Origin of the sequence: Streptomyces sp. 2114.4 (assembly GCF_900187385.1) — a bacterium.
In the GTDB taxonomy this organism is placed as follows: domain Bacteria; phylum Actinomycetota; class Actinomycetes; order Streptomycetales; family Streptomycetaceae; genus Streptomyces; species Streptomyces mooreae.
This window is the reverse complement of the sequence record NZ_FYEY01000001.1, coordinates 6,332,825-6,355,238: the sequence shown is the minus strand read 5'-3', so window position 1 is coordinate 6,355,238 and position 22,414 is coordinate 6,332,825. Positions and strand designations below refer to the sequence as shown.

Annotated in this window: 22 protein-coding genes; 11 read left to right on the top strand and 11 right to left on the bottom strand. The window is 74.0% G+C overall.

The genetic code is table 11. The features are described from left to right. Window positions 1-121 precede the first annotated feature (121 nt). Window positions 122-691 carry an ATP-binding protein gene (locus CFW40_RS27970; protein ID WP_088800618.1) on the bottom strand — a complete coding sequence of 190 codons (570 nt, stop codon included), beginning with the start codon at window positions 689-691 and terminating at the stop codon, window positions 122-124. Window positions 692-912: 221 nt separating this feature from the next. After that, complete coding sequence (locus tag CFW40_RS27965) at window positions 913-1,296, bottom strand: hypothetical protein (protein ID WP_088800617.1); 384 nt, start codon at window positions 1,294-1,296, stop codon at window positions 913-915. A gap of 284 nt (window positions 1,297-1,580) precedes the next feature. Here CFW40_RS27965 and CFW40_RS27960 point away from each other — a divergent pair, with 284 nt between their 5' ends. Together CFW40_RS27960 and CFW40_RS27955 are read left to right on the top strand one after the other, a co-directional pair. After that, complete coding sequence (locus CFW40_RS27960) at window positions 1,581-2,858, top strand: serine hydrolase domain-containing protein (protein WP_088800616.1); 1,278 nt, start codon at window positions 1,581-1,583, stop codon at window positions 2,856-2,858. 298 nt (window positions 2,859-3,156) lie between these two features. Further along, the gene (locus CFW40_RS27955) at window positions 3,157-3,414 is read left to right on the top strand and encodes a hypothetical protein (protein WP_256331262.1); all 258 of its coding nucleotides are present in this window, start codon (window positions 3,157-3,159) and stop codon (window positions 3,412-3,414) included. Between the two features lie 26 nt (window positions 3,415-3,440). On the opposite strand, the gene CFW40_RS27950 is transcribed toward CFW40_RS27955, so the two are convergent. Beyond that, window positions 3,441-4,931 (bottom strand): hypothetical protein, encoded by a 1,491-nt coding sequence (locus CFW40_RS27950; protein WP_088800614.1) that lies wholly within the window; start codon window positions 4,929-4,931, stop codon window positions 3,441-3,443. A 271-nt stretch (window positions 4,932-5,202) separates the two neighbouring features. Between CFW40_RS27950 and CFW40_RS27945 the strand changes: the two genes are divergently transcribed. Both CFW40_RS27945 and CFW40_RS27940 read left to right on the top strand, forming a co-directional pair. Next, complete coding sequence (locus CFW40_RS27945) at window positions 5,203-6,516, top strand: molybdopterin-dependent oxidoreductase (protein ID WP_088800613.1); 1,314 nt, start codon at window positions 5,203-5,205, stop codon at window positions 6,514-6,516. A gap of 152 nt (window positions 6,517-6,668) precedes the next feature. Then, window positions 6,669-7,133, top strand: a complete 465-nt coding sequence (locus CFW40_RS27940) for a hypothetical protein (protein WP_088802408.1) — start codon at window positions 6,669-6,671, stop codon at window positions 7,131-7,133. Here CFW40_RS27940 and CFW40_RS27935 read toward each other — a convergent pair. The 4 genes from CFW40_RS27935 to CFW40_RS27920 all read right to left on the bottom strand — a co-directional run bounded on the left by CFW40_RS27935 (window position 7,064) and on the right by CFW40_RS27920 (window position 10,418). Continuing rightward, window positions 7,064-7,801 carry a bifunctional 2-polyprenyl-6-hydroxyphenol methylase/3-demethylubiquinol 3-O-methyltransferase UbiG gene (locus CFW40_RS27935; RefSeq protein ID WP_256331263.1) on the bottom strand — a complete coding sequence of 246 codons (738 nt, stop codon included), beginning with the start codon at window positions 7,799-7,801 and terminating at the stop codon, window positions 7,064-7,066. The two genes, CFW40_RS27940 and CFW40_RS27935, sit on opposite strands and share 70 nt — an antisense overlap. Before the next feature lie 8 nt (window positions 7,802-7,809). Beyond that, the gene (locus tag CFW40_RS27930) at window positions 7,810-8,478 is read right to left on the bottom strand and encodes a DUF2064 domain-containing protein (RefSeq protein ID WP_088800611.1); all 669 of its coding nucleotides are present in this window, start codon (window positions 8,476-8,478) and stop codon (window positions 7,810-7,812) included. After that, window positions 8,475-9,194, bottom strand: a complete 720-nt coding sequence (locus tag CFW40_RS27925; RefSeq protein WP_305532184.1) for a glycosyltransferase family 2 protein — start codon at window positions 9,192-9,194, stop codon at window positions 8,475-8,477. The genes CFW40_RS27930 and CFW40_RS27925 overlap by 4 nt, the downstream gene beginning before the upstream one ends. A 162-nt stretch (window positions 9,195-9,356) precedes the next feature. Further along, the gene (locus CFW40_RS27920) at window positions 9,357-10,418 is read right to left on the bottom strand and encodes an NAD-dependent epimerase/dehydratase family protein (protein WP_088802407.1); all 1,062 of its coding nucleotides are present in this window, start codon (window positions 10,416-10,418) and stop codon (window positions 9,357-9,359) included. Between the two features lie 337 nt (window positions 10,419-10,755). On the opposite strand from CFW40_RS27920, the gene CFW40_RS27915 reads away from it, so the two are divergent. Then, complete coding sequence (locus tag CFW40_RS27915) at window positions 10,756-11,826, top strand: PP2C family protein-serine/threonine phosphatase (RefSeq protein WP_176956366.1); 1,071 nt, start codon at window positions 10,756-10,758, stop codon at window positions 11,824-11,826. 9 nt (window positions 11,827-11,835) lie between these two features. On the opposite strand, the gene CFW40_RS27910 is transcribed toward CFW40_RS27915, so the two are convergent. After that, window positions 11,836-12,975, bottom strand: a complete 1,140-nt coding sequence (locus CFW40_RS27910) for a YihY/virulence factor BrkB family protein (RefSeq protein WP_088800609.1) — start codon at window positions 12,973-12,975, stop codon at window positions 11,836-11,838. Window positions 12,976-12,993: 18 nt separating this feature from the next. Here CFW40_RS27910 and CFW40_RS27905 point away from each other — a divergent pair, with 18 nt between their 5' ends. The 4 genes from CFW40_RS27905 to CFW40_RS27890 all read left to right on the top strand — a co-directional run bounded on the left by CFW40_RS27905 (window position 12,994) and on the right by CFW40_RS27890 (window position 18,461). Continuing rightward, window positions 12,994-14,637 carry an acyl-CoA dehydrogenase family protein gene (locus CFW40_RS27905; protein ID WP_088800608.1) on the top strand — a complete coding sequence of 548 codons (1,644 nt, stop codon included), beginning with the start codon at window positions 12,994-12,996 and terminating at the stop codon, window positions 14,635-14,637. 518 nt (window positions 14,638-15,155) lie between these two features. Beyond that, window positions 15,156-16,445, top strand: a complete 1,290-nt coding sequence (locus CFW40_RS27900) for a GAF domain-containing protein (RefSeq protein ID WP_176956367.1) — start codon at window positions 15,156-15,158, stop codon at window positions 16,443-16,445. 231 nt (window positions 16,446-16,676) lie between these two features. After that, a complete protein-coding gene (locus CFW40_RS27895) occupies window positions 16,677-17,537 on the top strand; it encodes an LLM class flavin-dependent oxidoreductase (RefSeq protein WP_088800607.1) in 861 nt (286 codons plus the stop codon). 255 nt (window positions 17,538-17,792) lie between these two features. Then, complete coding sequence (locus CFW40_RS27890; RefSeq protein ID WP_088800606.1) at window positions 17,793-18,461, top strand: class F sortase; 669 nt, start codon at window positions 17,793-17,795, stop codon at window positions 18,459-18,461. A 15-nt stretch (window positions 18,462-18,476) separates the two neighbouring features. On the opposite strand, the gene CFW40_RS27885 is transcribed toward CFW40_RS27890, so the two are convergent. From CFW40_RS27885 to CFW40_RS27875, 3 genes are read right to left on the bottom strand one after another with little or no spacing between them, the layout of a single operon-like run. Further along, window positions 18,477-19,073, bottom strand: coding sequence for a hypothetical protein (locus CFW40_RS27885; protein WP_143034536.1), 597 nt, complete (start codon window positions 19,071-19,073; stop codon window positions 18,477-18,479). A gap of 4 nt (window positions 19,074-19,077) precedes the next feature. Further along, window positions 19,078-20,361 carry a hypothetical protein gene (locus CFW40_RS27880; protein WP_088800604.1) on the bottom strand — a complete coding sequence of 428 codons (1,284 nt, stop codon included), beginning with the start codon at window positions 20,359-20,361 and terminating at the stop codon, window positions 19,078-19,080. A gap of 3 nt (window positions 20,362-20,364) precedes the next feature. Next, window positions 20,365-21,108: an ABC transporter ATP-binding protein gene (locus tag CFW40_RS27875; protein WP_088800603.1), complete on the bottom strand. Its 744-nt coding sequence runs from the start codon at window positions 21,106-21,108 to the stop codon at window positions 20,365-20,367. Between the two features lie 329 nt (window positions 21,109-21,437). Here CFW40_RS27875 and CFW40_RS27870 point away from each other — a divergent pair, with 329 nt between their 5' ends. Beyond that, a complete protein-coding gene (locus CFW40_RS27870; RefSeq protein ID WP_088800602.1) occupies window positions 21,438-22,091 on the top strand; it encodes a GNAT family N-acetyltransferase in 654 nt (217 codons plus the stop codon). 92 nt (window positions 22,092-22,183) lie between these two features. Further along, window positions 22,184-22,267: a putative leader peptide gene (locus tag CFW40_RS39000; protein ID WP_350257049.1), complete on the top strand. Its 84-nt coding sequence runs from the start codon at window positions 22,184-22,186 to the stop codon at window positions 22,265-22,267. Window positions 22,268-22,414: the final 147 nt, after the last annotated feature.

Here is a 22,414-nt window from a genome sequence, read left to right as displayed (position 1 = left end):
GCGCGCCCGTAAGAGGCCCGGCGGACGGTTGCCGCCCCGCTCGCGAGGCGTGACGGAGGCCGGCGTCAGCGCCTCGCGAGCGGGCCGGTGGCGGGCCGGGCGAGGGGAGGCCGGAGGTGCGTCAGACGACCAGCACCCCGGACGGCGCCGCCGGGGCGGCCTCGCCGGCGGCCGCGGCGGCGACCTCGGGTGCGGCCTCGGGTACGGGCTCGGCGAGCGGTTCGACCGGTACGGCCGGAGGCACCGCCGGCTGGCCCTTCGCGTCGGGCACGCTGCGCAGCGGAGTGCGGCTGGTCAGCCGGGACTTGCGGGTCGCCTCGACCCGGCGGGTGAACCAGATGACCTTGCCTTCCGGGGTGCCACAGGTGCCCCAACTGTCGCTGAGCGCCGCCACGGTGGAGAGCCCGCCGCCGGCCGCGGAGCGCAGTTTCGGCAGCCGCGGGCCCTCGTCGGCGACGGACGCGGTGAGGTGGCGGCCGCTCCAGCGGAGTTCGACGACGCACCGGGCGTCCGGGCCGATATGGCGATGGACATTGGTCAGGAGTTCCGCCACTCCCCGGCATACGGGCGGGATATGCAGTTCGAGATCCCAGTACCGCAGGTGCGCGGCGAGGATCCGCCGGATCTGCGGCACACGCTCCGCCGAAGCATGCAGTTCGACCGTGTAGTGCCGGTCGCCGGGAAGTGTCATGTCGTGGCTCCTCACCGCGAGGCTCACGTCCTTCACCTCGTTGGACCAACGAACCCCGAAACACGAAGAGTGAGCATTTATCACGTATGGGTCATTTGTCATGGTGACCCCGCGGGGCGGGTTCCGCAACAGATCACGGGCCGCCGGCGCCCCCTGGACACGGCCCCGCCCCGGCTGGTCCGCAGCCGGTCAGGACCTGCCCGGGGTGCACCCCGCTCCCCCTAACGGGTCTCCAGCCGGAGCTCCACTTCCTTCTCCTGGTCACCGGCGGCCGTACCGAGAACGTGGACCGTGAACGCGGACTCCAGGCCCCTGCACAGCTCGTCGACGGCCCAGTAGCCGCCTTGGAGGCTGACCAGGACGGGGGCGGTCAGCCGGCGGGGCTCGGCCGCGGACTTGCGGTCACTCACGTCGAAGGTCGAGGTCCACACGGTCGAGCCCGCCCCGGCGACCTCCTCGGGTACGTCGTCCGCGGCCCGGTCGGAGGTGAAGGAGGTGCGCAGGGCGCTGAAGACGGCATGCGCGTCCTGCGTCGCGCAGCTCTCCAGCTCCACCACCACCTCGGCCGATACATGCTGTGTGCCTGCCGGTTTCGCGCTGTTCACTGTGGGACCTTCCTCTGCGGCCGTCCTCCGGGAGCCGAACGCTTCCAGGCTCGCCCCACGGACCGGTGTGTGCGACCGGAGACCCGCGGGCGGGCGAAGCCGTAGGGAGGAGCACCGGCTGGACGGCGGCGGAGGCCGGGGGCGGAATCCGGACACGCGCCGCTGAGCCGTCCGGACCCACATGGTTGCCATGGGCATCGGACCGGACGGATCATCCGGTAGAGGCCACACGCACGTACGGACGAACGGGATGACCGCACTCGGACGACGCGAGGAGAGCCACCGTGGGACCAGCCACCGTCGACGGCCACTGCGCACCGGGCTTCACCGGCGTACGGGAAGCGTTCGAGCGGAACTTCCGCGCGCACGGCGACATCGGCGCGGCGGTCACGGTGACCCTGGAGGGCGAGGCGGTGGTCGACCTGTGGGGCGGCCGTGCGGACGCCGCCGGGACCCGCGCCTGGGAGCACGACACCCTCGTGAATGTCTACTCGACATCCAAGGGGATGACCGCGCTGTGTGCCCATCTCCTCGTGGAACGCGGCGAGTTGGACCTCGACGCGCCGGTGGTGCGGTACTGGCCCGAGTTCGGGCAGGCCGGCAAGCAGGACATCCCCGTCCGCTGGCTGCTCAGCCACCGCGCCGGTCTGATCGCGCCCCGGGCGCCGCTCCCCGAGGGGTGCGCCTACGACTGGGACCGGGTGTGCGCCGCCCTGGCGGCGACCGAGCCGTGGTGGGAGCCGGGCACCGCACAGGGCTACCACGCGGTGACCTTCGGATACCTGGTGGGCGAGGTCGTACGGCGGATCACCGGGCAGTCCCTCGGCACGTTCCTGCGCAACGAGATCACCGGGCCGCTGGGCGCGGAGGTGTTCATCGGCACCCCCGCCGAGGAGCACGCCCGCTGTGCGGACATGGTCGGGCGGCTGGACGAGGCACGGATCGCCGCGCAGTTTCCCGGCGTACCGAAACCGCCGTTCCGCACGCTCGCCGACCATCCGCTCGCCGTGGTGATGCTGGCGCTGCTGTCCATCCCCACCGGCGACGTCAACAGTGCCGCCTACCGGTCGGCCGAGATCCCGGCGGGCAATGCCCATGCCAGTGCCCACGGGCTGGCGACCGTGTACGGCGCACTGGCGGGCGGCACGCTCGTCGGGCCCGGCACCCTGGAAGCGATGCGCCGGTCGCAGAGTCTGCCCGGCGAACGTGATCTGACGATCGACGCGCTCGCCCCCGCGGGCCACGAACACCGGTGGGGCCTCGGCTACATGCTCAACCACCGGGGCCAGGCAGGGCCCAACCCCGGGGCGTTCGGGCACGGTGGCGCGGGCGGCTCGTACGCCTTCGCGGATCCGGAGAACCGGCTGTCGTTCGCGTACACCATGAACAAGTACGGCGGTGGCACGACCGGCGACGACCCGCGCAACCGCGGCCTGGTCCGGGCGGTGTACCAGGCCTTGGCACAGACCCGGCGGCCCGGCGCCGGCCGCATCGAGGAGCGGCCGAACCGGGCGGTGGCGCCGGCCGCGGCACCACCGGAGGCTCGCCCGCCGCGTCGGTGAGGGCACGCAACGCGTCACTGAGCCCGGCGCGCTGGGCGGCGGCCGGCTGCCGACTGCCGACTGCCGACTGCCGACTGCCGGGCGACGATCCCGGCGATCTGCGCGTGCGGTGCGCGCTGCGCGTCGTGTCCCATGGCGCCGCTCTCCCCGCCCGGGGCATCATGCCTGGTGGCGGGCCCTGCCGGAGGTCATCGGGGGCCCGGAGATCCGCCCCCGCGAACCCCGTTGCAGAGCGCAATAATGGGAAGTGCGGCATGCATCCGGCCCGGCGCGAGCGCGGCGGGCCCGAGAGGGCGTGATGACCATGGAACGGGACACCGAGACGGTTCACGAGGCCTATTCCTTCGTCTGTCTGCACTGCGGGCACGGCTGGGAGGAGGAGTACGAGATCCGGCACACCACGGATCTGGCCGGCCACCGGCGGGCCGACTACTTCGCCCGGGGCGCCCGGGTCCGCTCCCCGCTGACCCTGACCGACTGCCCGTCGTGCAATCTCGGCCCGATCCGCATCCTGCGCCCCGGCCGGGTCAACTCGACCCGCCCCTACCTCGCCTGACTCTCCCCGCCTCTCCTGACACCCTGTCACCACCCGGTGTACAGAAGGTGGTTGATGAGAAGTGCCAGTACCGCCTGCGCGGTCAGCCAGGGGCGGTGCCGGGCCGTGGGCAGCAGCGCGCAGGCGGCCGGCAGCCAGACGGCGAACGGCAGCCAGATGCGTTCGGTCTCCGCCTTGCTCATCCCGGAGAGGTCGGCGGCCAGCACGGCGAGCAGCACGGCCGCCATGAGGACGGCCAGCCGGGCGGTCGGCGCACGCAGGGGTCCGGCGGACGGGCCGAGCCCCCGCAGGGCGGTGGGGGCCGCCGCGAGGGTGCGGCGCAGGGCTGCCACCGTCGCCGGGCCGATGATCAAGACGGTGCAGGCGGGATTGGCCCATACCCAGTAGGCGTACGGGCGGACCGCGGCGGCGCCCTGGTAGTAGCGCTCGACCAGCAGTTGGTACCCCTCCCACCAGCGGAATCCGGCGAGGGTGAACACGGTCGCGACGGCCAGCGCCCCGGCCGCCAGGAAGGGCAGCGGCCGTGCGGTGCGGGTGAGCAGCAGGGCCGCCGCGGCGATCAGTGCGATCAGGGTGAGGCCGTAGGAGAGGTAGCAGGTCAGGCCGAGGAGGAGCCCGGAGGCCAGGGCAGCGACGGCCGGGACGGGGGCGCCGGGCAGCGGTAGCCGGGGAAGGGTGGGGTGGGTGGCGGCGAGGGCGAGGAGCGCCAGGGACCAGGCGGCGACGGCCGCGAAATAGCCGTCCGCCGAGGTGCCCACCCAGACGGCGGCCGGGGTCAGCACGAGGAACGGCGCGGCCCGGCGGGCGGTCGGCTCGTCGGTGAGGGCGCGCAGCGTGATGAGGACCGCGGCCACGGCGGAGGTGCCGGCCGTGAGGCACCAGAGGCCGGCCCAGCCGCCACCGCCCAGGCCGATGCGGTCCAGGCCGACGAAGGTGAGGACGGCGGCCGGTGGATGCCCGGCGACATGGGCGGGCCAGTGGTCCGGCGCGTTGTTGAGGATGTGGTGGGTGAAGTCGCGCAGCGCCGGCCCAAGATCGTCGAAGCGGCGGATGACGGTCAGGTATTCGTAGGCGGTGGTGAGCCGGCCGGCGATACCGGTGCGCCAGCCGTCTATGAGCGCCAGCGCCCCCGTCCAGGCCAGGGCGGCGGCCCAGCCCGACAGGACGAGGCGGCGCCAGGACAACCGGGCCGCGAGGGACGGTCCGTGGACGATCACCAGGACGGCGACCGCGAGCGCGGCGGGGGTGCCGGGGCCCAGGTGCGGGGACCACGAGGCGTACAGCGGAGGCCAGTTGACGTGCAGGCTGCCGTTGGCGCGCTCGATGGCGGTGCCGACCAGCGCGGCCACCGTGACAAGGAGGGCGGCGCCCGCGGCGGCCCGCAGATCGCGGCGGTGCGCGACGCGTTCCGCGGCAGGGCCTTCGGGGGCCGGACGGGACGGCCGACGGGAGGACGGGCGAGGGGACGGACAGGAGTTTGGCTGCGAGGCCGGACGGGGGGTCGCACGGGAGGTCACAGCGGCACGCTAGGCGCCCTGCGGCGGCAACGGCCGTGCGGCGGCAGCGGCGTCATCGTTCCGTCAGATCTCCCCAGGCCCGGGCCCCGGTCGGCGGAGGGTGCTCCTGCCCCGCGACGTCAGAGTCCGACGTCAGAGTTTCGTCATGCGTCAGGGCCCGTTCGACGCCCCCCTCGCGGCATACCGTCGAAGCCACGCCCCTCCGGCCCCGAGCGCCGGACAGGCCAGGCGACGGACCCTCGTCGCGCCAATCGCCAAGGACACACACACCATGAGTGCCCCTCCCTCGCGCCCTTCTCCTGCTGCCCCTTCTTCCCCTTCTTCCCCTCCCTCTTCGTCGCCTTCCTCGTCCTCATCCCCGGCATCGCCGTCCGTCTGGCGCAGTCCGCTGCGCGGTCCGCGGCTGACCGCGCTGCTCGGCGTCGTCCTGCTGGCCGGGATCACGCTGATGTTCGTGACCGGTCTGCTGTCGTACGCCGCGTACAACCCGGAGCTGGCCGGCGGTGTCAACGACAAGACGCCCGGCAAGGGCCTGCTGGGCTTCTACCTCTTCAGCTGGCCGACCGGTCCCTCCTGGCTCTACCGGCTCACCCAGGGGCTGCACGTCACCGTCGGGATCGCGCTGGTGCCCGTGCTGCTGGCGAAGTTGTGGTCGGTGATCCCCAAGCTCTTCACCCTGCCGCCGGCCCGGTCCCTCGGCCATGCGCTGGAACGGCTCTCCCTGCTGTTGCTGGTCGGCGGGGCGCTCTTCGAGTTCGTCACCGGCATCCTCAACATCCAGCTGGAGTACGTCTTCCCCGGGTCGTTCTATCCGCTGCACTTCTACGGCGCGTGGGTGTTCATGGGCGCGTTCGCCGGCCATGTGGTGCTGCGAGCGCCGCGGACCGTACGGGCGTTGCGCGAGCGCACCGACCCGGGTCCGGCGGCCGATGACACCGGGCTGGTGGCGGCCCGGCCGGACCGTCCGACGGTGACCCGGCGGGGAGCGCTGGGCCTGGTCGGCGCCGGTTCGCTGCTGCTGTTCACGACGACCGCCGGGCAGAACGCCGGCGGATGGTGGCGGCGGACGGCCCTGCTGGCGCCGCACGGGGGCCGGGACCCGGACAGCGGCCCGAACGGCTTCCAGATCAACAAGACCGCCGCGGGGGTCGGCATCACAGACCAGGAGACGGGAGACGACTGGCGGTTGACGATCGAGGGCGGCGGACGGCGGGTGCGGCTCGGCCGCGCCGAGCTGCTGGCGCTGCCCCAGCACACGGCGGCGCTGCCGATCGCCTGTGTCGAGGGCTGGTCGACGGGCGATCAGCAGTGGAGCGGGGTGCGGCTGCGGGACCTCGCCGCGCTGGTGGGGCTCGGTGAACGGCCCCCCGGTGTGCTGGTGGAGTCGCTTCAGCTGCACGGCGCGTTCCGCCGGGCCGCGCTGCGCGACAACCAGGTGCGCGATCCGTCCTCGCTGCTCGCGCTGCGGGTGGGCGGCGCCGAGCTGTCCGCCGACCACGGCTATCCGGCGCGGATCATCGTCCCGGCGGCTCCCGGGGTGCTCCAGACCAAGTGGGTGGCACGGCTGACGTTCGGGGAGTGGTGAGGGTGATGGTGCGGGTGCACAGGACGCAGCCGGTCATGCGGGGGCGGGCGGGGCGGATCCGGCAACGGGTCGTGCGGGAACGGGCAGTACGGGCGCTCGGGGCGCTGCGCCTCCCCCGCCGTTACGGCGAGGGGCCGCTGCATCTGCTGCTGATGCTCGCCTCGTTCGCCCTCACCGGCTACGCGGGGGTACGGCTGCTGGCCGGCGGGCAGTGGCCGCTGGTGCTCGCCTGGTTCGCCGGGGCGGCACTGCTGCACGATCTGGTGCTGCTGCCGTTGTATGCGCTCGCCGACCGGGTGGTGGTCCGCTGGACGGCGGGGAACGGGCCGCACCGGGCCCGGACCGCGTATGTCCGGGTGCCGGCCGCGTTGTCAGGATTGCTGCTGCTGGTGTGGTTCCCGCTGATCGCGGGCTCGGCGGGTGGCGGCTCGGCGGCGCACTACGAGGCCACGACGCGGCTGCCCGGCGGGGTGTTCCTGACGCGCTGGCTGCTGGTCACCGCCGGGCTGTGCGCGCTGTCCGCCCTGTGGCTGCTGGTCCGTACGGTTCAGCGGCGGCTGCGCGGGGCACCCCGGCGGCGCAGCGAGACGAAGCAGCGTGCGGCGTCCGGACCCTGACCGGCCCGGTCCGTGACGGTCCACTGCTCGACGGGGGTCCAGCCGGCGGCGTCCGCGTAGCGCAGCAGCGCGGGGGCGCCGACCCGGGCCCAGGGGAACGGCTCGCCCGGCGCGGGCCGCTCCCCCGGGCCCGGGTGGTCACCCCGCTCCACCCTGACCTGGACCTGTTCGTCGAGGTCCGCCGCGGTGGTCTCCACGATCAGCAGACCGTGCCGGCCGACCAGTTCCGCGGTGCGGGTGAGCAGGGCGTACGGGTCGCCACCGATGCCGATGTTGCCGTCGAGGAGCAGGGCGGTGCCCCAACTCCCCTCCTTCGGCAGGGAGTCGAAGACGGAGCGGTGCAGTGCGGAGCCGCCGGCCGCCGCGGTGCGGGACACCGCGGCCGTGCTGACGTCGATGCCGAGCGCCGGCCGGCCCTGGGCGGCGAGCGCGGCGACCAGCCGGCCGGGGCCGCAGCCGATGTCGAGGACGGCGCCCTCGCAGCGGCGCAGCGCCGACAGGTCGGCGGCGTCCGCCCCGGCGCACCAGCGCTCGACCTCCAGCGGCAGCAGCCAGCCGTCGCTGCGCCGCAGGAAGAGCGGGCCGCGGCCGCGGCGCAGCGCCTCGGCGTACGGGTCGGCGCCCCAGGTGACGGTGTCGCACCGGTCGGTCTGTGCCGTGGGCGGCATGGCGGTGCTCATCGGCCGGTGACCGGGGTCAAGCGGGCGAGGGTGGCGGCGAACCGTCCACCGGGGGCCGCGGCCGCGACCCGCTCCGCGTCGTCGGCGGTGTCGACGTCCCGCAAGGGCGGCAGGTCCCGCACCCGGAGCCCGGCGGCGGTCAGCCGCGCGCGCTGGGCGGCGCCGGTGCGGCCGGTGGACATGGGGACGCCGCGCAGCAGCCGGGGGTCGGGGGCGGCCAGGCCGAGCGCCCAGAATCCGCCGTCCTCGGCCGCGCCGAACCAGGCGTCGCAGTCGTCCCAGGCGTCGAAGTCCGTTGCGGGGGCGAGGAGTTGCGGGGTGACCTGCGGGGTGTCCATGCCGATGAGCAGGGTCGGGCCCGTGCTGCCGGCGAAGGCCGCGGCCAGGCGTTCGTCGAGGCCTCCGGGCTCCTGCTGCCGGACCTCGAAGCCGTCCGGCAGCCAGTGACCCGGACAGCCGTCGAGGACGACCACCCGCCGCCGGGCGGATGTGGCGCGGACGGCCTGGAGGGTGTCGTACAGCGCGGCCTCGGCCAGCTCGGCGGCCTCGCCGGGGGTGAAGGGCGGGGTCAGGCGGGTCTTGACCCGGCCGGGCACCGGTTCCTTGGCGATGACCAGGAGTGTCGTCGGCCCGGGACGCTCCGGACGGTGGGCGGGTGCGGTCATCGGGCGGTCTCCTCGGTACGGGGCGGGGGCGGGGGCTGGTGCAGGACGGTGCGCATATCGCGCACCGCGTGCCAGGTGCCGCGCCAGGTGCCGGTGACCTTGGAACGGCCGGTGCGCGGCCGGTAGGGCACCTCGCGTTCGTCGACCCGCCAGCCCGCGTCGGCGGCCCGGACGACCATCTGCAGGGGGTAGCCGCTGCGGCGGTCGGTGAGGCCGAGGCCGAGCAGTTCGCCGCGCCGGGCGGCGCGCAGCGGCCCGAGGTCGTGCAGCCGCAGTCCGGTACGGCGGCGCAGCATATGGGCGAGGGCGAGGTTGCCGAGCCGGGCGTGCGGCGGCCAGGCGCCGCGTCCCTGGGGACGGCGGCGGCCCAGCACCAGGTCGCTCTCGCCCTCGTGGACGGCGCGGACGAACGGGATGAGCAGCGCGGGGTCGAGGGAGGCGTCGCAGTCGCAGAAGCAGACGATGTCGGCGTCGGCGGCCAGCAGTCCGGCATGGCAGGCGGCGCCGAACCCGCGGCGCGGTTCGTGCACCACGGTGGCGCCCAGACCGCGGGCGATCTCGGCCGAGCCGTCGGTGGAGCCGTTGTCCACGACGATCGCCCGCCAGCCGGCCGGGATCCGGGCCAGCACCCAGGGCAGCGCGGCGGCCTCGTCGAGGCAGGGCAGGACGACATCCACCGAGGCGGTTCGGGGGGTGGGAGGAGGGGAGTGGGTCACGCCTTCACCTATGCATCAGAAGCGGACGAGGGGGGTGGGGGTTGAGGTTCCTGTGGCACACGGGTGCCGGAGGGGCGGCGGGAGGGAGGGGCGGAGGAGTGGCCGGGGGCGGCGGGGCCCGGGGCGGCGAGGGCCGCGGAGGTGGCGGGGCGGCGTCGTGGGTCACCCCGTCGGCGCCGCCCTCATCCCCTCCCGGGCGAACTCCCGCATCCCCTCGGTGAATCCGGTCGCCGCCCGCCAGCCGAGGTCGTCGGCGATCCGCTGCGACGAGGCGGTGATGTGCCGTACGTCGCCGAGCCGGTACTCCCCCGTCACCACGGGCGCCGGTCCGCCGCAGGCGTGGGCCAGGGTCCGCGCCATCTCGCCGACGGTGTGCGGCACTCCGCTGCCCGTGTTGTACGCGGTCAGGGTGCCCGCCGCCCGGTCCGGCAGAGCCTCCAGGGCGACCGCGTTGGCCGTGGCGACGTCCCGCACATGGACGAAGTCCCGCCGCTGGCCGCCGTCTTCGTAGACGGTCGGCGCCGCGCCGCGGGCCAGCGCCGAGCGGAAGAAGGAGGCCACCCCCGCGTACGGGGTGTCCCGCGGCATCCCGGGCCCGTAGACGTTGTGGTAGCGCAGCGCGACGGCCCGGCCGCCGGTGGCGCGGGCCCAGGAGGCGGCCAGATGTTCCTGGGCGAGCTTGGTGGCCGCGTAGACGTTGCGCGGATCGGTGGGCGCGTCCTCGCCGACCAGCCCCGGCCGCAGCGCGGCGCCGCACTGCGGGCAGCGTGGCTCGAACTGCCCGGCGTCCAGCTCGGCCACCGCCCGTGGGCCGGGCCGCACCACCCCGTGGACGGGGCAGGTGTAGCGGCCCTCCCCGTAGACCACCATCGACCCGGCGAGCACCAGCTCGCGCACCCCGGCCCCGGCCATCGCGGCCAGCAGGACCGCGGTGCCCAGGTCGTTGCAGCCGACGTAGTCCGGCGCGTCCGCGAAGTCCTTGCCCAGCCCTACCATCGCCGCCTGGTGGCAGACCGCCCGCACGCCCCGCAAGGCCTCGTCGACCGCCGCCCGGTCCCGTACGTCGGCGACGACGGACCGCGCTCCGGGGCGTGGCGGCGGGGGCCCGGGGTGGGCCGAGGGCAGCAGCGCATCGAACACGACAGGCTCGTGCCCGCGCGCCACGAGCGCTTCGACTACCTGCGATCCGATGAATCCGGCGCCGCCGGTGACCAGTACACGCATGCCGGTCACGCTAAGCGGGCCGGGACGTTCCGGCCCGTGCATGAGCCGCCGTGTCACGGGTCCGTAAGATCCGCCGCCCCGATCCGCCGCCCCCTCCGCGGTCCCGGCCCGCGCCCCCGGCCGGCCGCCTCACCTCCCTCCGGGCCACTGCAATTCGGTAACAGGGCGCATTCGAGGTATTTCGGTACGGCATATGTTGCCTATGCTCAGGTCGGGGGCTGAGGGGCTGTTTTCGGACACTCCGACGGCCGACGGCCCCTCGCCTGACCTCGTCCGCTCCTGCCCGCTCATCCCACCTCGCCTGACCTCACGTCACCTCACACCGTCGGAGAACACCTTGGCCGTGGACAACGGGGAGCAGCGCACCGACGCCCGGGTGCTGCCCGCGCTTCCGTATGTGGTCATGGCCGTGGTCACCACGGTCGACCTCACCGCGGGCCCGGAGGTCGGGTTTCTGCCGCTGGTATCGCTGGGCCCGGCGTTCGCCGGGCTGGTCGGCGGCTGGCGGCGGACCGCCGTGGTCGGGCTGACGGCGTTCGTGCTCTGCGTCGGCCTGGGCGTCTACAACGGTCTGTTCGAGAGCCGGCGCGGGCTGACCGCGCTGCTCTCGGTGGCCGGGGTGACCGCGGCCGGGGTGGTCGCCGCGGTGATGCGGCAGCGGCGCGAGGCGGAGCTGGCCAGCGTCCGGTCCATCGCCGAGGTCGCCCAGCGGGTGCTGCTGCGCCCGGTGCCGCGCGGCGCGGGCCCGCTGCGGATCGCGGTCTCGTACACCTCGGCGGTGGCCGAGGCCCGGATAGGCGGCGATCTGTACGAGGTGGTGACCTCGCCCGCCGGGGTGCGGATCATCGTCGGCGATGTACAGGGCAAGGGACTGGAGGCCGTGGAGAGCGCGGCGGTGGTGCTGGGCGCCTTCCGGGAGGCGGCCCACGACGAACCGGATCTGCCGGCCGTCGGCGAGCGGGTCGAGCGGGCGCTGAACCGCCATCTGTCCGGCGAACGGTTCGTCACGGCGGTGCTCGCCGAGATCGGTGACGGTCCGCGGGCCACCCTGCTGAACTTCGGTCACCCGGCGCCGCTGGTCGTCCGCCCCACCGGTTCGGTGGCCTTCGCCGCGCCGCCCGACCGCGCCCTCCCGCTCGGCCTGAGCCTGCACGGCTCGGTGGCACCCCTCCCCTACGAGGTGCCGTTCACCCCCGGCGACCAACTGCTCTTCTACACCGACGGCGTCACCGAGGCCCGCGACGCGGTGGGCCGCTTCTACCCCCTCGACGAGCGCGCCGCGCTGCTCAAGGACCCCGACCCGGAGACCGCGCTGCGCGCCGTGCGCGAGGATCTGGTCGGGCATGCCGAGGGGCCGCTGCACGACGACGCGGCGATGCTGCTGGTCCGCTACCGCGGGGCCCGCTGAACCGGCAGGTCAGTCGCGCCGGGGGGCACCGTCCTCACCGCTGTCGCCGTCGCCACCGCGCTCACCGTGGTCACCGCCCTCGCCGCCGTCGCCGTCGCCACCGGGTCCCCCGTCCGCCGACGCCCCCTGCCCGTCACCGGCGCCCGCCTCCTGCGCCCCCGCTCCCGCACCCGCACCCGCCGCCTGCGCCTTGGCGGCCGCCCGCCGGGCGACCTCCTCGCGGGCCGCGGCCGTGGCGACCGACGGCCACACCCGGTCGAGGGAGGCGTTCATCGCGGCCCCGACCAGCACCGCGAAGGCGGACACCCCGATCCACAGCAGTACGGCGACCGGAGCGGCCAGTGAGCCGTAGATGGTGGGCCCCTCGACCGTCGAGGTGAGGTAGAGCCGCAGCAGGAAGCTGCCGAGCACCCACATGCCGAGCGCGACCACCGCACCGGGAATGTCCTCCGGCCAGGGCGAACGGACCGGTACGGACGCGTGGTAGAGCGTGGTCAGGAAGGCGACCGACAGGAGCAGGACGACCGGCCAGTACAGCGCCCGGATGATGTGCTCGCCGGCCGGCAGCCAGCTCACGACGGTGTCGGGTCCGGCGACCATCAGCGGCAGCGCGACCGCGCCGACGACCAGCGCGGCGAGGTACAGCGCGAACGCCAGCAGCCGGGTCTTGATGATGCCGCGCCGGCCGTCGAGCCCGTACATGATGGTGATGGTGTCGACGAAGACGTTCATCGCCCGGGACCCGGACCACAGGGCGATGGCGAACCCGAGGGAGATGACGTCCGGGCGGCGGCCGGTGAAGACATCGTTGAGCAGCGGCCGGGCGATCTCGTTCACGCCCTTCGCGGACAGGACGGTGCCGGCCGCGCCGAGGATGTGCCGGCGGACGCTGTCGAGCGTGTCGTGCCCGATCCAGGCGTTCGTGTAGCCGAGCACGCCCAGGAGGCCCAGGATCAGCGGCGGCAGCGACAGCAGGCTCCAGAAGGCGGCCTCGGCGGCCAGGCCGGTGACGCGGTACTTCATGCAGGAGTTGACGGTGTCCTTGAGCAGGAGCCAGGCCAGCCGGCGTTTGGAAACGTTGCGGTAGAGGGCACGGGCCTTGGTCAGACGGCCCGCGGGCCGCTCGGTTGGTTCGTTTGCCGGCTGCACCTCCTTACCGTATCCGGCATGGCAGCCACCACTCACACAGTCACGAACCAGCCTCCGCCGCTGGTCGGATATGACGTCTTCGCCGGCGACGCGGCCCTGACCGAGGGCATCACCCGGTATGTCGCCGACGCCCGGCTCGATGAGGTACGCGAAGAACTGAGCACGCTGGGGCAGGCGGCCGGCTCCGCGCACGCCCGGCGCTGGGGCGAACAGGCCAACACGCACCCGCCCGTCCTGCGCACCCATGACCGCTACGGCCACCGGATCGACGAGGTGGAGTTCCACCCGGCATGGCACCGGCTGCTCGGCCATGCGGTCACGGCCGGCCTGACCGGCGCCTGGTCCCGCCCCGACGGCCATGTCCGCCGCACCGCCGGCTTCCTCGTGTGGACGCAGGCCGAGGCGGGGCACGGCTGCCCGGTGTCGATGACCCATGCTGCGGTGCCCACGCTGCGCGCCGAACCCGAGCTGGCGGCCGAGTGGGAACCGCTGCTGACCTCGCGGGTGTACGACCACGAGCTGCGCCCGGTCGCCGAGAAGGGCGGCGCGCTGGCCGGGATGGCCATGACCGAGAAGCAGGGCGGCAGCGACCTGCGGGCCCTCACCACCCGCGCCGAGCCGCTGGCCGCCTCCGGCGAGTACGTTCTGACCGGTCACAAGTGGTTCTGTTCGGCGCCGATGTCGGACGCCTTCCTGGTGCTGGCCCGCGCGCCGGGAGGGCTCACCTGCTTTCTGCTGCCGCGGGTGCTGCCGGACGGCAGCCGTAACTCCTTCCGCATCCAGCGGCTCAAGGACAAGCTCGGCAACCGCTCGAACGCGTCGGCGGAGGTCGAATTCGACGGGGAGAGCTGGGCGCGCCGGGTCGGCGAGGAGGGACGCGGGGTGGCGACCCTCATCGAGATGGTCGCGGCGACCCGGCTGGACTGTGTCAGTGCGTCGGCGGCGGTGATGCGGCAGGCGGTGGCGCAGGCGGTGCACCACGCCACGTACCGGGAGGCCTTCGGGGACCGGCTGGCCGACAAGCCGCTGATGCGCAATGTGCTGGCCGATCTGGCACTGGAGTCGGAGGCGGCGACGACGCTGGCGCTGCGGCTGGCGGCGGCGTACGACGGCGGCACCGAGCAGGAACGGCACTTTCTGCGGCTGGCGGTGCCGGTGGCGAAGTACTGGGTGACCAAGCGCTGCACACCGATGGTGACCGAGGCGCTGGAGTGCCTGGGCGGCAACGGCTACGTGGAGGAGTCGGGGCTGCCGCGGCTGCTGCGTGAGGCGCCGCTCAACTCGATCTGGGAGGGCGCCGGCAATGTCCAGGCGCTGGACGTCCTGCGGGCCCTGCGGCGCGAACCCGAGGCGCTGAACGCGTTCCTGACCGAGGTCGGGGCGGCACGGGGCGCGGACCACCGGCTGGACCGTGCGATCACGGGGATGCTCACCGAACTCGCCGACCTGGAGGGCATCGAGGCCCGCGCCCGGCGGCTGGCGGAGCGGATGGCGCTGGTTCTCCAGGGGGCTCTGCTGGTGCGCCATGCGCCGCCCGAGGTCGCGGACGCGTTCTGCGCCGGCCGGCTCGGCGGTGACGCGGGCACGGCCTTCGGCACGCTGCCGCACACGCTGGATCTCGCGGCCGTGGTGGCGCGGGCCCGGCCGGTGGCCGACGGCTGAGCGCGGCACCGGCCTTGTGCGGGGGCGGCCGATGCGGCACCGGCCTTGTGCTGGAGCGGTCGATGCGGCACCGACGTGGTGCGGGAGCGGCCCGACGTGGCACGGCCCGGCGCGGCGGCGGCTCCCCGTTACCTCCGGGCATCGCCTCATGAGGCAACGGGGGCAGGGGGTTACCGCCGCCGCGCCGGTCGGGAGCGGTGCCGCGCCGACACGGCACCGCTCCCGGTCCAGGGGAGACAGGCCCCAGGGTCTGTCTCCCGCACCGTGCCGACGTCGCGCAGGGCGGCCGATGGAATCTCCAGCGACACCGGCGGGCACCCCGACGGGTGACCGGCGCACCCGCGGTGGCGAGACACCATCGGCCGCTTCGGTCACCTTCCCCGCAACGCCTTCCGGGCGACAACGGTTGCACTGCGTTGCAGCGCCCGCGGGCGGACCGGGAGAATGGGCGGTTCCAGGATGGACCGGTGAGCGTATGAGAGGCACCACCCGAGGGACCGGGCACTACGGAGAACAGCGTGAGCGACAGAGCGATCGACGGCGCCATCCGGTCGGACCGGGACAACCGCGCCACCGCACACCGTCTCGCCACGGTCCACGAAGCGGTGCTCGCGGGCGAGATGACGCCGGGCCGGACGTCCGCGGCACCGCGCCCGGTGATCGGTGAATCCTGGCGCCGGATGCAGGTATCGGGCGTCGACCCGGACCGGGACCGCCCCCAGATCCCCCTTCCGGTCGCGGAGCTGGAGCAGCGCCGGCAGCTGTCCCCACTGGCGGGGGTGCTGCCGATGCTCAGCGAGCAGCTGTTACCGGCCGCCGACGCCGCACAGCAGATCATGGTCGTCACCGACGCCGAGGGCCGGGTGCTGTGGCGCGAGGGCAGTGCGCCGGTCCGGCGGATGGCCGACCGGCTGGGCTTCGACAAGGGCGCCGACTGGACGGAGGACGTCGTCGGCACCAACGCCATCGGCACGGCGCTGGTGGCCGGCCGGCCGGTGCTGGTGCACTCCGCGGAGCATTTCGTCCGCAGCCACCACCAGTGGACATGTGCCGCGGCGCCGCTCCACGACCCGCGCGACGGGCGCCTGTTGGGCACGGTGGACCTCAGCGGTCCGGCGGCCTCCTTCCACCCCACGACGCTCTCGCTGGTGTCCGCCGTCGCCCGGCTCGCCGAGGGCGAGCTGCGCACCCGCCACCACCTGTCCCTGGAACGGCTGCGGTCGAGCGCCGCACCGGTGCTGGCGCGGATCGGCGGGCGGGCGCTGGCCGTCGACCCGAGCGGCTGGGTCGTGGGGGTGGCGGGCCTGACGCCGCCGGACCGGGTGGCGCTGCCCAAGGCGCCCGAGGCCGGGCCGCTGTGGCTGCCGCGGTACGGCATGTGTGCCCTGGAGCCGTTACCCGGCGGCTGGCTCATCCGGGTCGGGGGCCAGGAGCGGGACACCGGGCCGAGCCGGGTGGTGCTGGACGTCAGCGGCCGGGACGGCTCGACGGTCACCGTCAGCGGACCGGCCGGCAGCTGGTCGCACGAGCTGACCCCGCGCCATGCCGAGCTGCTGTTCGTCCTCGCCGCGCATCCACAGGGGCGCAGCGCCGCCGAACTCGCCCGGGACCTCTTCGGCGACGACAGCCGTACGGTCACGGTGCGCGCCGAGCTGTCCCGGCTGCGCCGCCATCTCGCGAGCGTGCTGGCGCACCGCCCGTACCGCTTCGCGGACGGGGTGGAGGTGGAGCTCCGGCTGCCGCCGCGGCCCGACCGTCTGCTGCCGCAGTCCTCGGCGCCCGCGGTGGCGGCGGCGCGGCTGGGGTGACAGGGCGTCTGAGGTGACGGGGTGGCAGGGCGGGTACCGGGGCGGTAAATCCGGTGCGGACGTGCGCCCCCCTTGCGTACAGTGGCCGCACTCTGACCTCAGCTCTCCAGATGGACGTCGCAGAACGGGAGCAGCCCGCGCGCAGCGATCGCGCGGAGCCGAATGAGTGGGCGGCACACGACAGACAATCCGCGCTCACTCCTGCCCGTATGTCCTTCTGGAGGACCTTCCATGTCCGTAGGCCTTGGCCTCCCCATCGGCGACCCCGCACAGCTGCTGAGCTGGGCCCGGCGCGCCGAAGCCACCCCCTTCAGCACGGTCGCCCTCCTCGACCGGCTGGTGTTCGGCAACCCCGAGCCACTGATCACGCTGGCCACCCTCGCCGGCGCCACCTCCCGGATCCGGCTGCAGACCGAGGTGCTGCTCGCCCCGCTGCACCGTACGACGCTGCTCGCCAAGCAGGCCGCCACGCTCGATCTGCTGTCCGGCTCCCGCTTCACCCTCGGCATCGGTACCGGCGGACGCGACGACGACTATCTGGCCGCCGGCGTCGACCTGCGCACCCGCGGCCGGCGGCTCGACCGGCAGCTGGCCACCCTGCGCCGCGTCTGGTCCGGTGCACCGCTCTCCGAGGACATCGGTCCGATCGGTCCCGCTCCCGCGCGGCCCGGTGGGCCCGAGGTGCTGTTCGGCGGTTTTGTGCCCGCCGTGGTGGAACGCGTGGCCCGCTGGGGCGACGGGTTCCTCGGCGCCGCGCTCCCGGCCCCGCAGATGGACGGCCTGTTCCGTGCGGTCGAGACGGCCTGGTCCCGGGCCGGCCGTACGGGCCGGCCCCGGCTGCTGGCCCAGGTCAATGTCGCCCTCGGCCCGGAGCCGACCCTCGACCGGGCCCGCGAGGAACTGACCGCGTACTACCGGCCGAGCAGTTACACCGACCATGTCGTGAAGGGGCTGCTCACCACCGGGACACAGATCCGCGAGGCGGTGGCCGCGTTCCGGGCGATCGGCGCCGACGAAGTGATGCTCTACTGCTGGTCCCCGGACCCGGACCAGGTCGAGCGGCTGGCTGACGCGGTGTTCCCGGCGCCGTAGCGGCCGGCACCGCCGGTCCGTACGCGGGCGGGCGGACCGGCGACGGGGCGAACGAGCCGGGCCCTGCGGCTCAGCGTGCCGGGGGGGCACGGCGGTGGAACGGGCTTGCAGCACGGCCGAAGGAGCGGGCCGGCGGCTCACCGCCCGTTCGGCCGTCTGCGCTCGCCGCGGCCCGGGCGCCCGCCTAGCGTGCCGACAGCGGACCGTGCACCCCGGGCGGGGCGCCCGGGGAAGCACGGTCACGGGAGGTGAACGATGAGCCCGACGGACCCGACGGAAGCGGCTCCCGGGCAGCCGGCGGCCGCACGCCGGCCCAGGTGGGGCGTGCTGGCGCTGGCCGGGCTCATCGGCATCGGCATGGTGCGCCAGGGGCTGTCCGGTGAGGCCGACGGGCCGCCGCAGCCGGGGGCCGGCACCGCCCTCTTCCCCGGCGACCTCCCGCCCGGCGGTCCCGCGCCGCCGCCGCTGCCCCGCTCCGCCCCCGCCCGGGTGGCGATTCCGTCGATCGAGGTGTCGGCCCCGCTGATGCCGCTGGGCCTGGACAAGGACGGCTGGATCGCGGCACCGCCGTCCGACGCCCCCCGGCTGGCGGGCTGGTACACGCACGCACCGACCCCGGGAGAGAACGGCACCGCCGTCATCGTCGGACATGTCGACAGCCGCGGCGGGCCCGCCGTCTTCTACGGGCTGGGCGCCCTGGAGAAGGGCCGGACGATCCGGGTGACCCGTGAGGACGGTCGGACCGCGGTCTTCGAGGTCTACGGCATCCAGGTCTTCGACAAGCGGAAGTTCCCCGCCCGGAAGGTCTACGGCCCCACCGGACGCCCCGAACTGCGCGTCCTGACCTGCGGCGGCGCCTACGAGGCGGGGTCCGGCTACGCGGGCAATGTGGTGGTCTTCGCGCGGATGACGGAGTCCGGCTAGCCGCTGACCGCGTCCTCAGGTGGCGCGGGTGAAGGGATCGATCACGGGGCGGTTCTTCCACACGGCGAGCGCGCAGCCCAGGGCGAAGAGGAAAACGGCTTCGGCGGCGCCCGGGTACGAGAGGGGTTCGTGGATCGGCCAGGCCCAGGGCCGGGCCGATCCTCCCGGCCGGCGTCCGGCTGCGGCACATGCGAGGGGCAGCGCGGCCACACAGATCGCGGCGATACCTGGTCCCAGCACGGCGCGGACGATGAGGGCGCTGCCGAGGAAGCCGGCACAGTTGCGGGCAAGGGACAGGGCTTCGGGCCGGTCCCACAGGAGCTGGATCCCCGCTGCCGTCACGAGGGCCAGCAGGGCGAAGGCCACGCAGAGCACCACAGTGCGCCGACCGTTGTGGCGCAAGGCCACCTCCTCGGTGACGGTGTCCCCGCGGTCGAGCCCGTGCAGGAGCAACACCACCGGCACCACGCCCAGGATCTGAGTGACCAGAAGCCGGCCGGAGGGCCCGACCACGGCGGGTACGGGGATGGCTTCCTGGCGCACCAGGACCGCCACGAGGTACACCGCGAAGAGAGCCGTCAGGACTGCGGGGACATCCTGGCCTTGAGCCACCAGATCATCGCGCCGTCTCCCGGGTCCGGTGTGCGGGGGCAGACGCGGGGTGTGTGGTGCAGTCCCGCAGGGCCTGGCTGTTGTGCCGGAACCACGCCAGCTGCTCGTCGGCTCCCGAGCGACGGACGCCCGCGGCAACGGCGGTTTCTTTCGCGCCGTAGTGGCTGACGACGTCTTCGGAAGCGGCACCCGCGGTCAGCGAGAGCCATGCCGCAGTGGGGCCGTAGGCGTCGGCGCCGGGATAGGGGCTGCCGGACTGTGCACAGGCGGGCGGGCCGGAGGGCAGCAGGCTCGTGCCCACTCCTGCGCGCACCTCGGACGGTGTGGGCTCGGGCCAGGAGCCGATGGACGCGGCCCCCTTGCCCGGATGCTCGTCCATGGTGAGGGTGTCCGGTACGGCAAGGCCGGCGTGCTGCAGACGCCGCCGTGCGTCGGCGGCGTGGTGGCGGACCATCCCTGCGCTGCCGGCGAGCTCCGGCCACAGGCACACCCTCGGATCGTCACCGGCGCACCGCAGTTGCTCCGCGGCCCGGGGGACCGCGGGATCGGCGGGCAGGCCCTGGGCGAGGAATCCGCTGCCGGCCAAGCCGGCCACCAGCGCTGCGCCGGTCAGCGCCCTGCGCAGGCGCACGCCCGGTACGGTCAGGGCCGAGACGGCGGCCGCGATGACGCCGCAGGCCAGCACCAGTGCGCTGGCCGCGGCCTGCCGGTCGGGGGCTTGGCCGAGGGAGCAGCACGAGGTCATGCCGCCGGTGACCATGTGCCGCAGCCACACGGGTTCCATGGCGGCCGGGTAGGCGGTCAGGACGAAGCTGAGCATCAGGGCCAGGGCAACAGCCACCACCAGCGGGAGGCGCTTGCCGAGCAGGAAGCCGGCCATGGCGTGGGCGGTGAGCACGGCCAGCCACACGAGGGCCATGCCGACCGGCGGCAGGCCCGCCTGCGGGTGTGCCGCGGAGATCGTCAGCGCGGCGGCCACCGCCATGCCGAGGGCACCCAGGACGATGACGGGCAGCAGCAGGGGGAGGGCGAGGGCGAGCCCCGAGCGGGTCGGCGCCCAGCCGGCCACGTTGCCGCGGGTGAAGCGTGCGCCCTCCCAGGCACCGGCGGCCGCACAGGCCGGGGCCACGAAGGGCAGCGCGAAGGTGGCGGCGGCCACGGCGCTGGGCCAGTAGCCGGGGGTCACCGACGCGGTGAGGTCATCCGACAGCAGCACGGCGACGAAGGCGGCCAGCAACGGAGCCAGCCAGGTGGCGGAGGAGGAGCGCGCGACAGTACGCCACAGCACGGCTCACACCTCCTGGGCGATCAGCTGGGTGTAGGCATTTTCGGCGCGTCGTCCCTCCGGTGTGCCGGGGGCGGCGAGGGCGAGGAAGGTGTCGGTGTCGCCCTCGAAGCGGGTCCGGCCTCTGTCGAGGATGACGACACGGTCGTACATGGTGTCGAGGTCTTCGGTCTGGTGGGTGGAGACCACGAGGTGGAGGTCGGCCAGCAGGCTGGTGACCAGCTCGCGGAAGATGTGGCGCTGCGAGGGGTCAAGTCCTGCCGTCGGCTCGTCGAGCAGCACGATTTCGCTGTGGTGGACGAGAGTTCCGGCTATGCCCATGCGCCGTAACTGGCCGCCCGAGAGCTGGTGGCTCTTCCGGCCGGCCAGGCTGCCCAGTTTCACCCGCTCCAGTGCCTGGTGTGACCGGTCCCAGGCGTCGGAGCGGGACATTCCTTTCAACCAGCCGATGTAGGCGACGTTTTCCCGGACGGTGAGCCCCGGCATGGGTTTGACGTTCTGCGGAAGCCAGCCCACGGCTTTGCGGTAGGCCGCTCGCGCGTGCCGCTGACCGGGGTTCATCCCCTTCCAGGTCACCGCACCTGCGGTAGGGGAGATCCAGGAGGCGGCGATGCCTAAAAGAGTGGATTTACCTGCGCCGTTAGACCCCAGGAGGACGGTTGCCCGGCGATCGAGGGAGAGATCGAGTCCGTTGAGGACGGGCACCTTCCGGCCGTAGCGGAACGAACACCCGGTGAATTGCAGAGACATGCCATCCTTGCTTTCGCTAGCCGCACATAAACCGGCCGGGAGCCCTGTGCACGCTCCCGGCTGACGTTTCATCGATTTCGTTAATTATGCGTCGGGGCTGTCTCCGAATCCCGGTATTCGCATATCCGCTTCGCCGGGCGGCACAGTCGGCACCTCACATTGCGAGCAGACATCTCACCATGCGGGATGAGGTCCACCCCGCCCGTCCGGCCCCGGCCTGCCCCTGACCTGCGCCCGGACCTCGCCCGGGCACCCCTTCCCCGCTCTCGCCCGCCCTCGCCCCCCGGACCGGCCCGGGGCCCCCGCTCCCGGTGTGATGTGCTGGCCGCATGAGCATCTCGGTCACCACGTGGTACCTCGAGCAGACCTCGCGCGCCGACCTGTCCCCCGCCGCGGGTCCGGCGGCCGAGCAGGACGTCCGGATCACCCGCTCGCAGGTGCCGTCGCCCGAATTCAGCCGCTTCCTCTATACGGCGGTCGGCGCGGACGTGTCCTGGACCGACCGGCTGGGATGGTCGTACGCCCAGTGGGCGGCGCACCTCGGGCGCCCCGGGGTGGAGACCTGGGTGGCGTACGAGCGGGGCACCCCCGCCGGGTTCATCGAGCTGGTGGCGGAGGCGGACGGCTCCGTGGAGATCGTTTACTTCGGCCTCACCCCGGCCTTCCGGGGGCGCCGGATCGGCGGACACCTGCTCGCCCACGGCACCGAGCGGGCCTGGGACCTGGCCGAACGGTGGCCGGAGCTGGCACCGACCAAGCGGGTGTGGCTGCACACGTGCAGCCTGGACGGTCCGCACGCGCGGGCCAATTACGAGCGGCGCGGCTTCCGGGTGTACGACACCACGGTGACCGAGGAGCCCGACGCGCCGGCGCCCGGCCCCTGGCCCGGGGCGGGCCCCACGGGACCGACGGAGCCGACGGAGCCGACGGCGGCCACAGGGCCGGAGACCTCCTCCTCCACCACCACCCCCGCCGGGAAGTGACCGGCGCCACACCGTCTCGCGATGCGAGACCCGGGTGTCCGGATTCTGGATGACGGTGGACTGGCCGGAGAGCGGCGTGACACGCTTCCGTCATGTCTCGAGCTGGAATTGCCTTGGTGAGTCGGCGGCACGTCGACCTCGGCCGCATGTCCAGCGCCATTTGTCGGGCGGGCTGAGGCGCCATTCACCGGGGGCCTTCGGCCCCTGGCAGCACCCAGCACCACCGCATTTCACGCCGTCCCCATCGTCGCGGACGCGCTGACACCCTTTGACCCGCAGACCTTCCGACGCGTGTGCCACGCGCCGTATTCCGGCATGCCTGC

What these genes read in the sequence shown, in the direction of transcription:
- CFW40_RS27930 (WP_088800611.1), bottom strand. Translation starts at nt 8,478, where the DNA reads ATGACCGCACCCGCCCACCGTCCGGAGCGTCCCGGGCCGACGACACTC.
- CFW40_RS27970 (WP_088800618.1), bottom strand. Translation starts at nt 691, where the DNA reads ATGACACTTCCCGGCGACCGGCACTACACGGTCGAACTGCATGCTTCG.
- CFW40_RS27870 (WP_088800602.1), top strand. Translation starts at nt 21,438, where the DNA reads ATGAGCATCTCGGTCACCACGTGGTACCTCGAGCAGACCTCGCGCGCC.
- CFW40_RS27890 (WP_088800606.1), top strand. Translation starts at nt 17,793, where the DNA reads ATGAGCCCGACGGACCCGACGGAAGCGGCTCCCGGGCAGCCGGCGGCC.
- CFW40_RS27940 (WP_088802408.1), top strand. Translation starts at nt 6,669, where the DNA reads ATGCTCGCCTCGTTCGCCCTCACCGGCTACGCGGGGGTACGGCTGCTG.
- CFW40_RS27905 (WP_088800608.1), top strand. Translation starts at nt 12,994, where the DNA reads ATGGCAGCCACCACTCACACAGTCACGAACCAGCCTCCGCCGCTGGTC.
- CFW40_RS27935 (WP_256331263.1), bottom strand. Translation starts at nt 7,801, where the DNA reads ATGCCGCCCACGGCACAGACCGACCGGTGCGACACCGTCACCTGGGGC.
- CFW40_RS39000 (WP_350257049.1), top strand. Translation starts at nt 22,184, where the DNA reads ATGTCTCGAGCTGGAATTGCCTTGGTGAGTCGGCGGCACGTCGACCTC.
- CFW40_RS27945 (WP_088800613.1), top strand. Translation starts at nt 5,203, where the DNA reads ATGAGTGCCCCTCCCTCGCGCCCTTCTCCTGCTGCCCCTTCTTCCCCT.
- CFW40_RS27955 (WP_256331262.1), top strand. Translation starts at nt 3,157, where the DNA reads ATGACCATGGAACGGGACACCGAGACGGTTCACGAGGCCTATTCCTTC.
- CFW40_RS27895 (WP_088800607.1), top strand. Translation starts at nt 16,677, where the DNA reads ATGTCCGTAGGCCTTGGCCTCCCCATCGGCGACCCCGCACAGCTGCTG.
- CFW40_RS27920 (WP_088802407.1), bottom strand. Translation starts at nt 10,418, where the DNA reads ATGCGTGTACTGGTCACCGGCGGCGCCGGATTCATCGGATCGCAGGTA.
- CFW40_RS27875 (WP_088800603.1), bottom strand. Translation starts at nt 21,108, where the DNA reads ATGTCTCTGCAATTCACCGGGTGTTCGTTCCGCTACGGCCGGAAGGTG.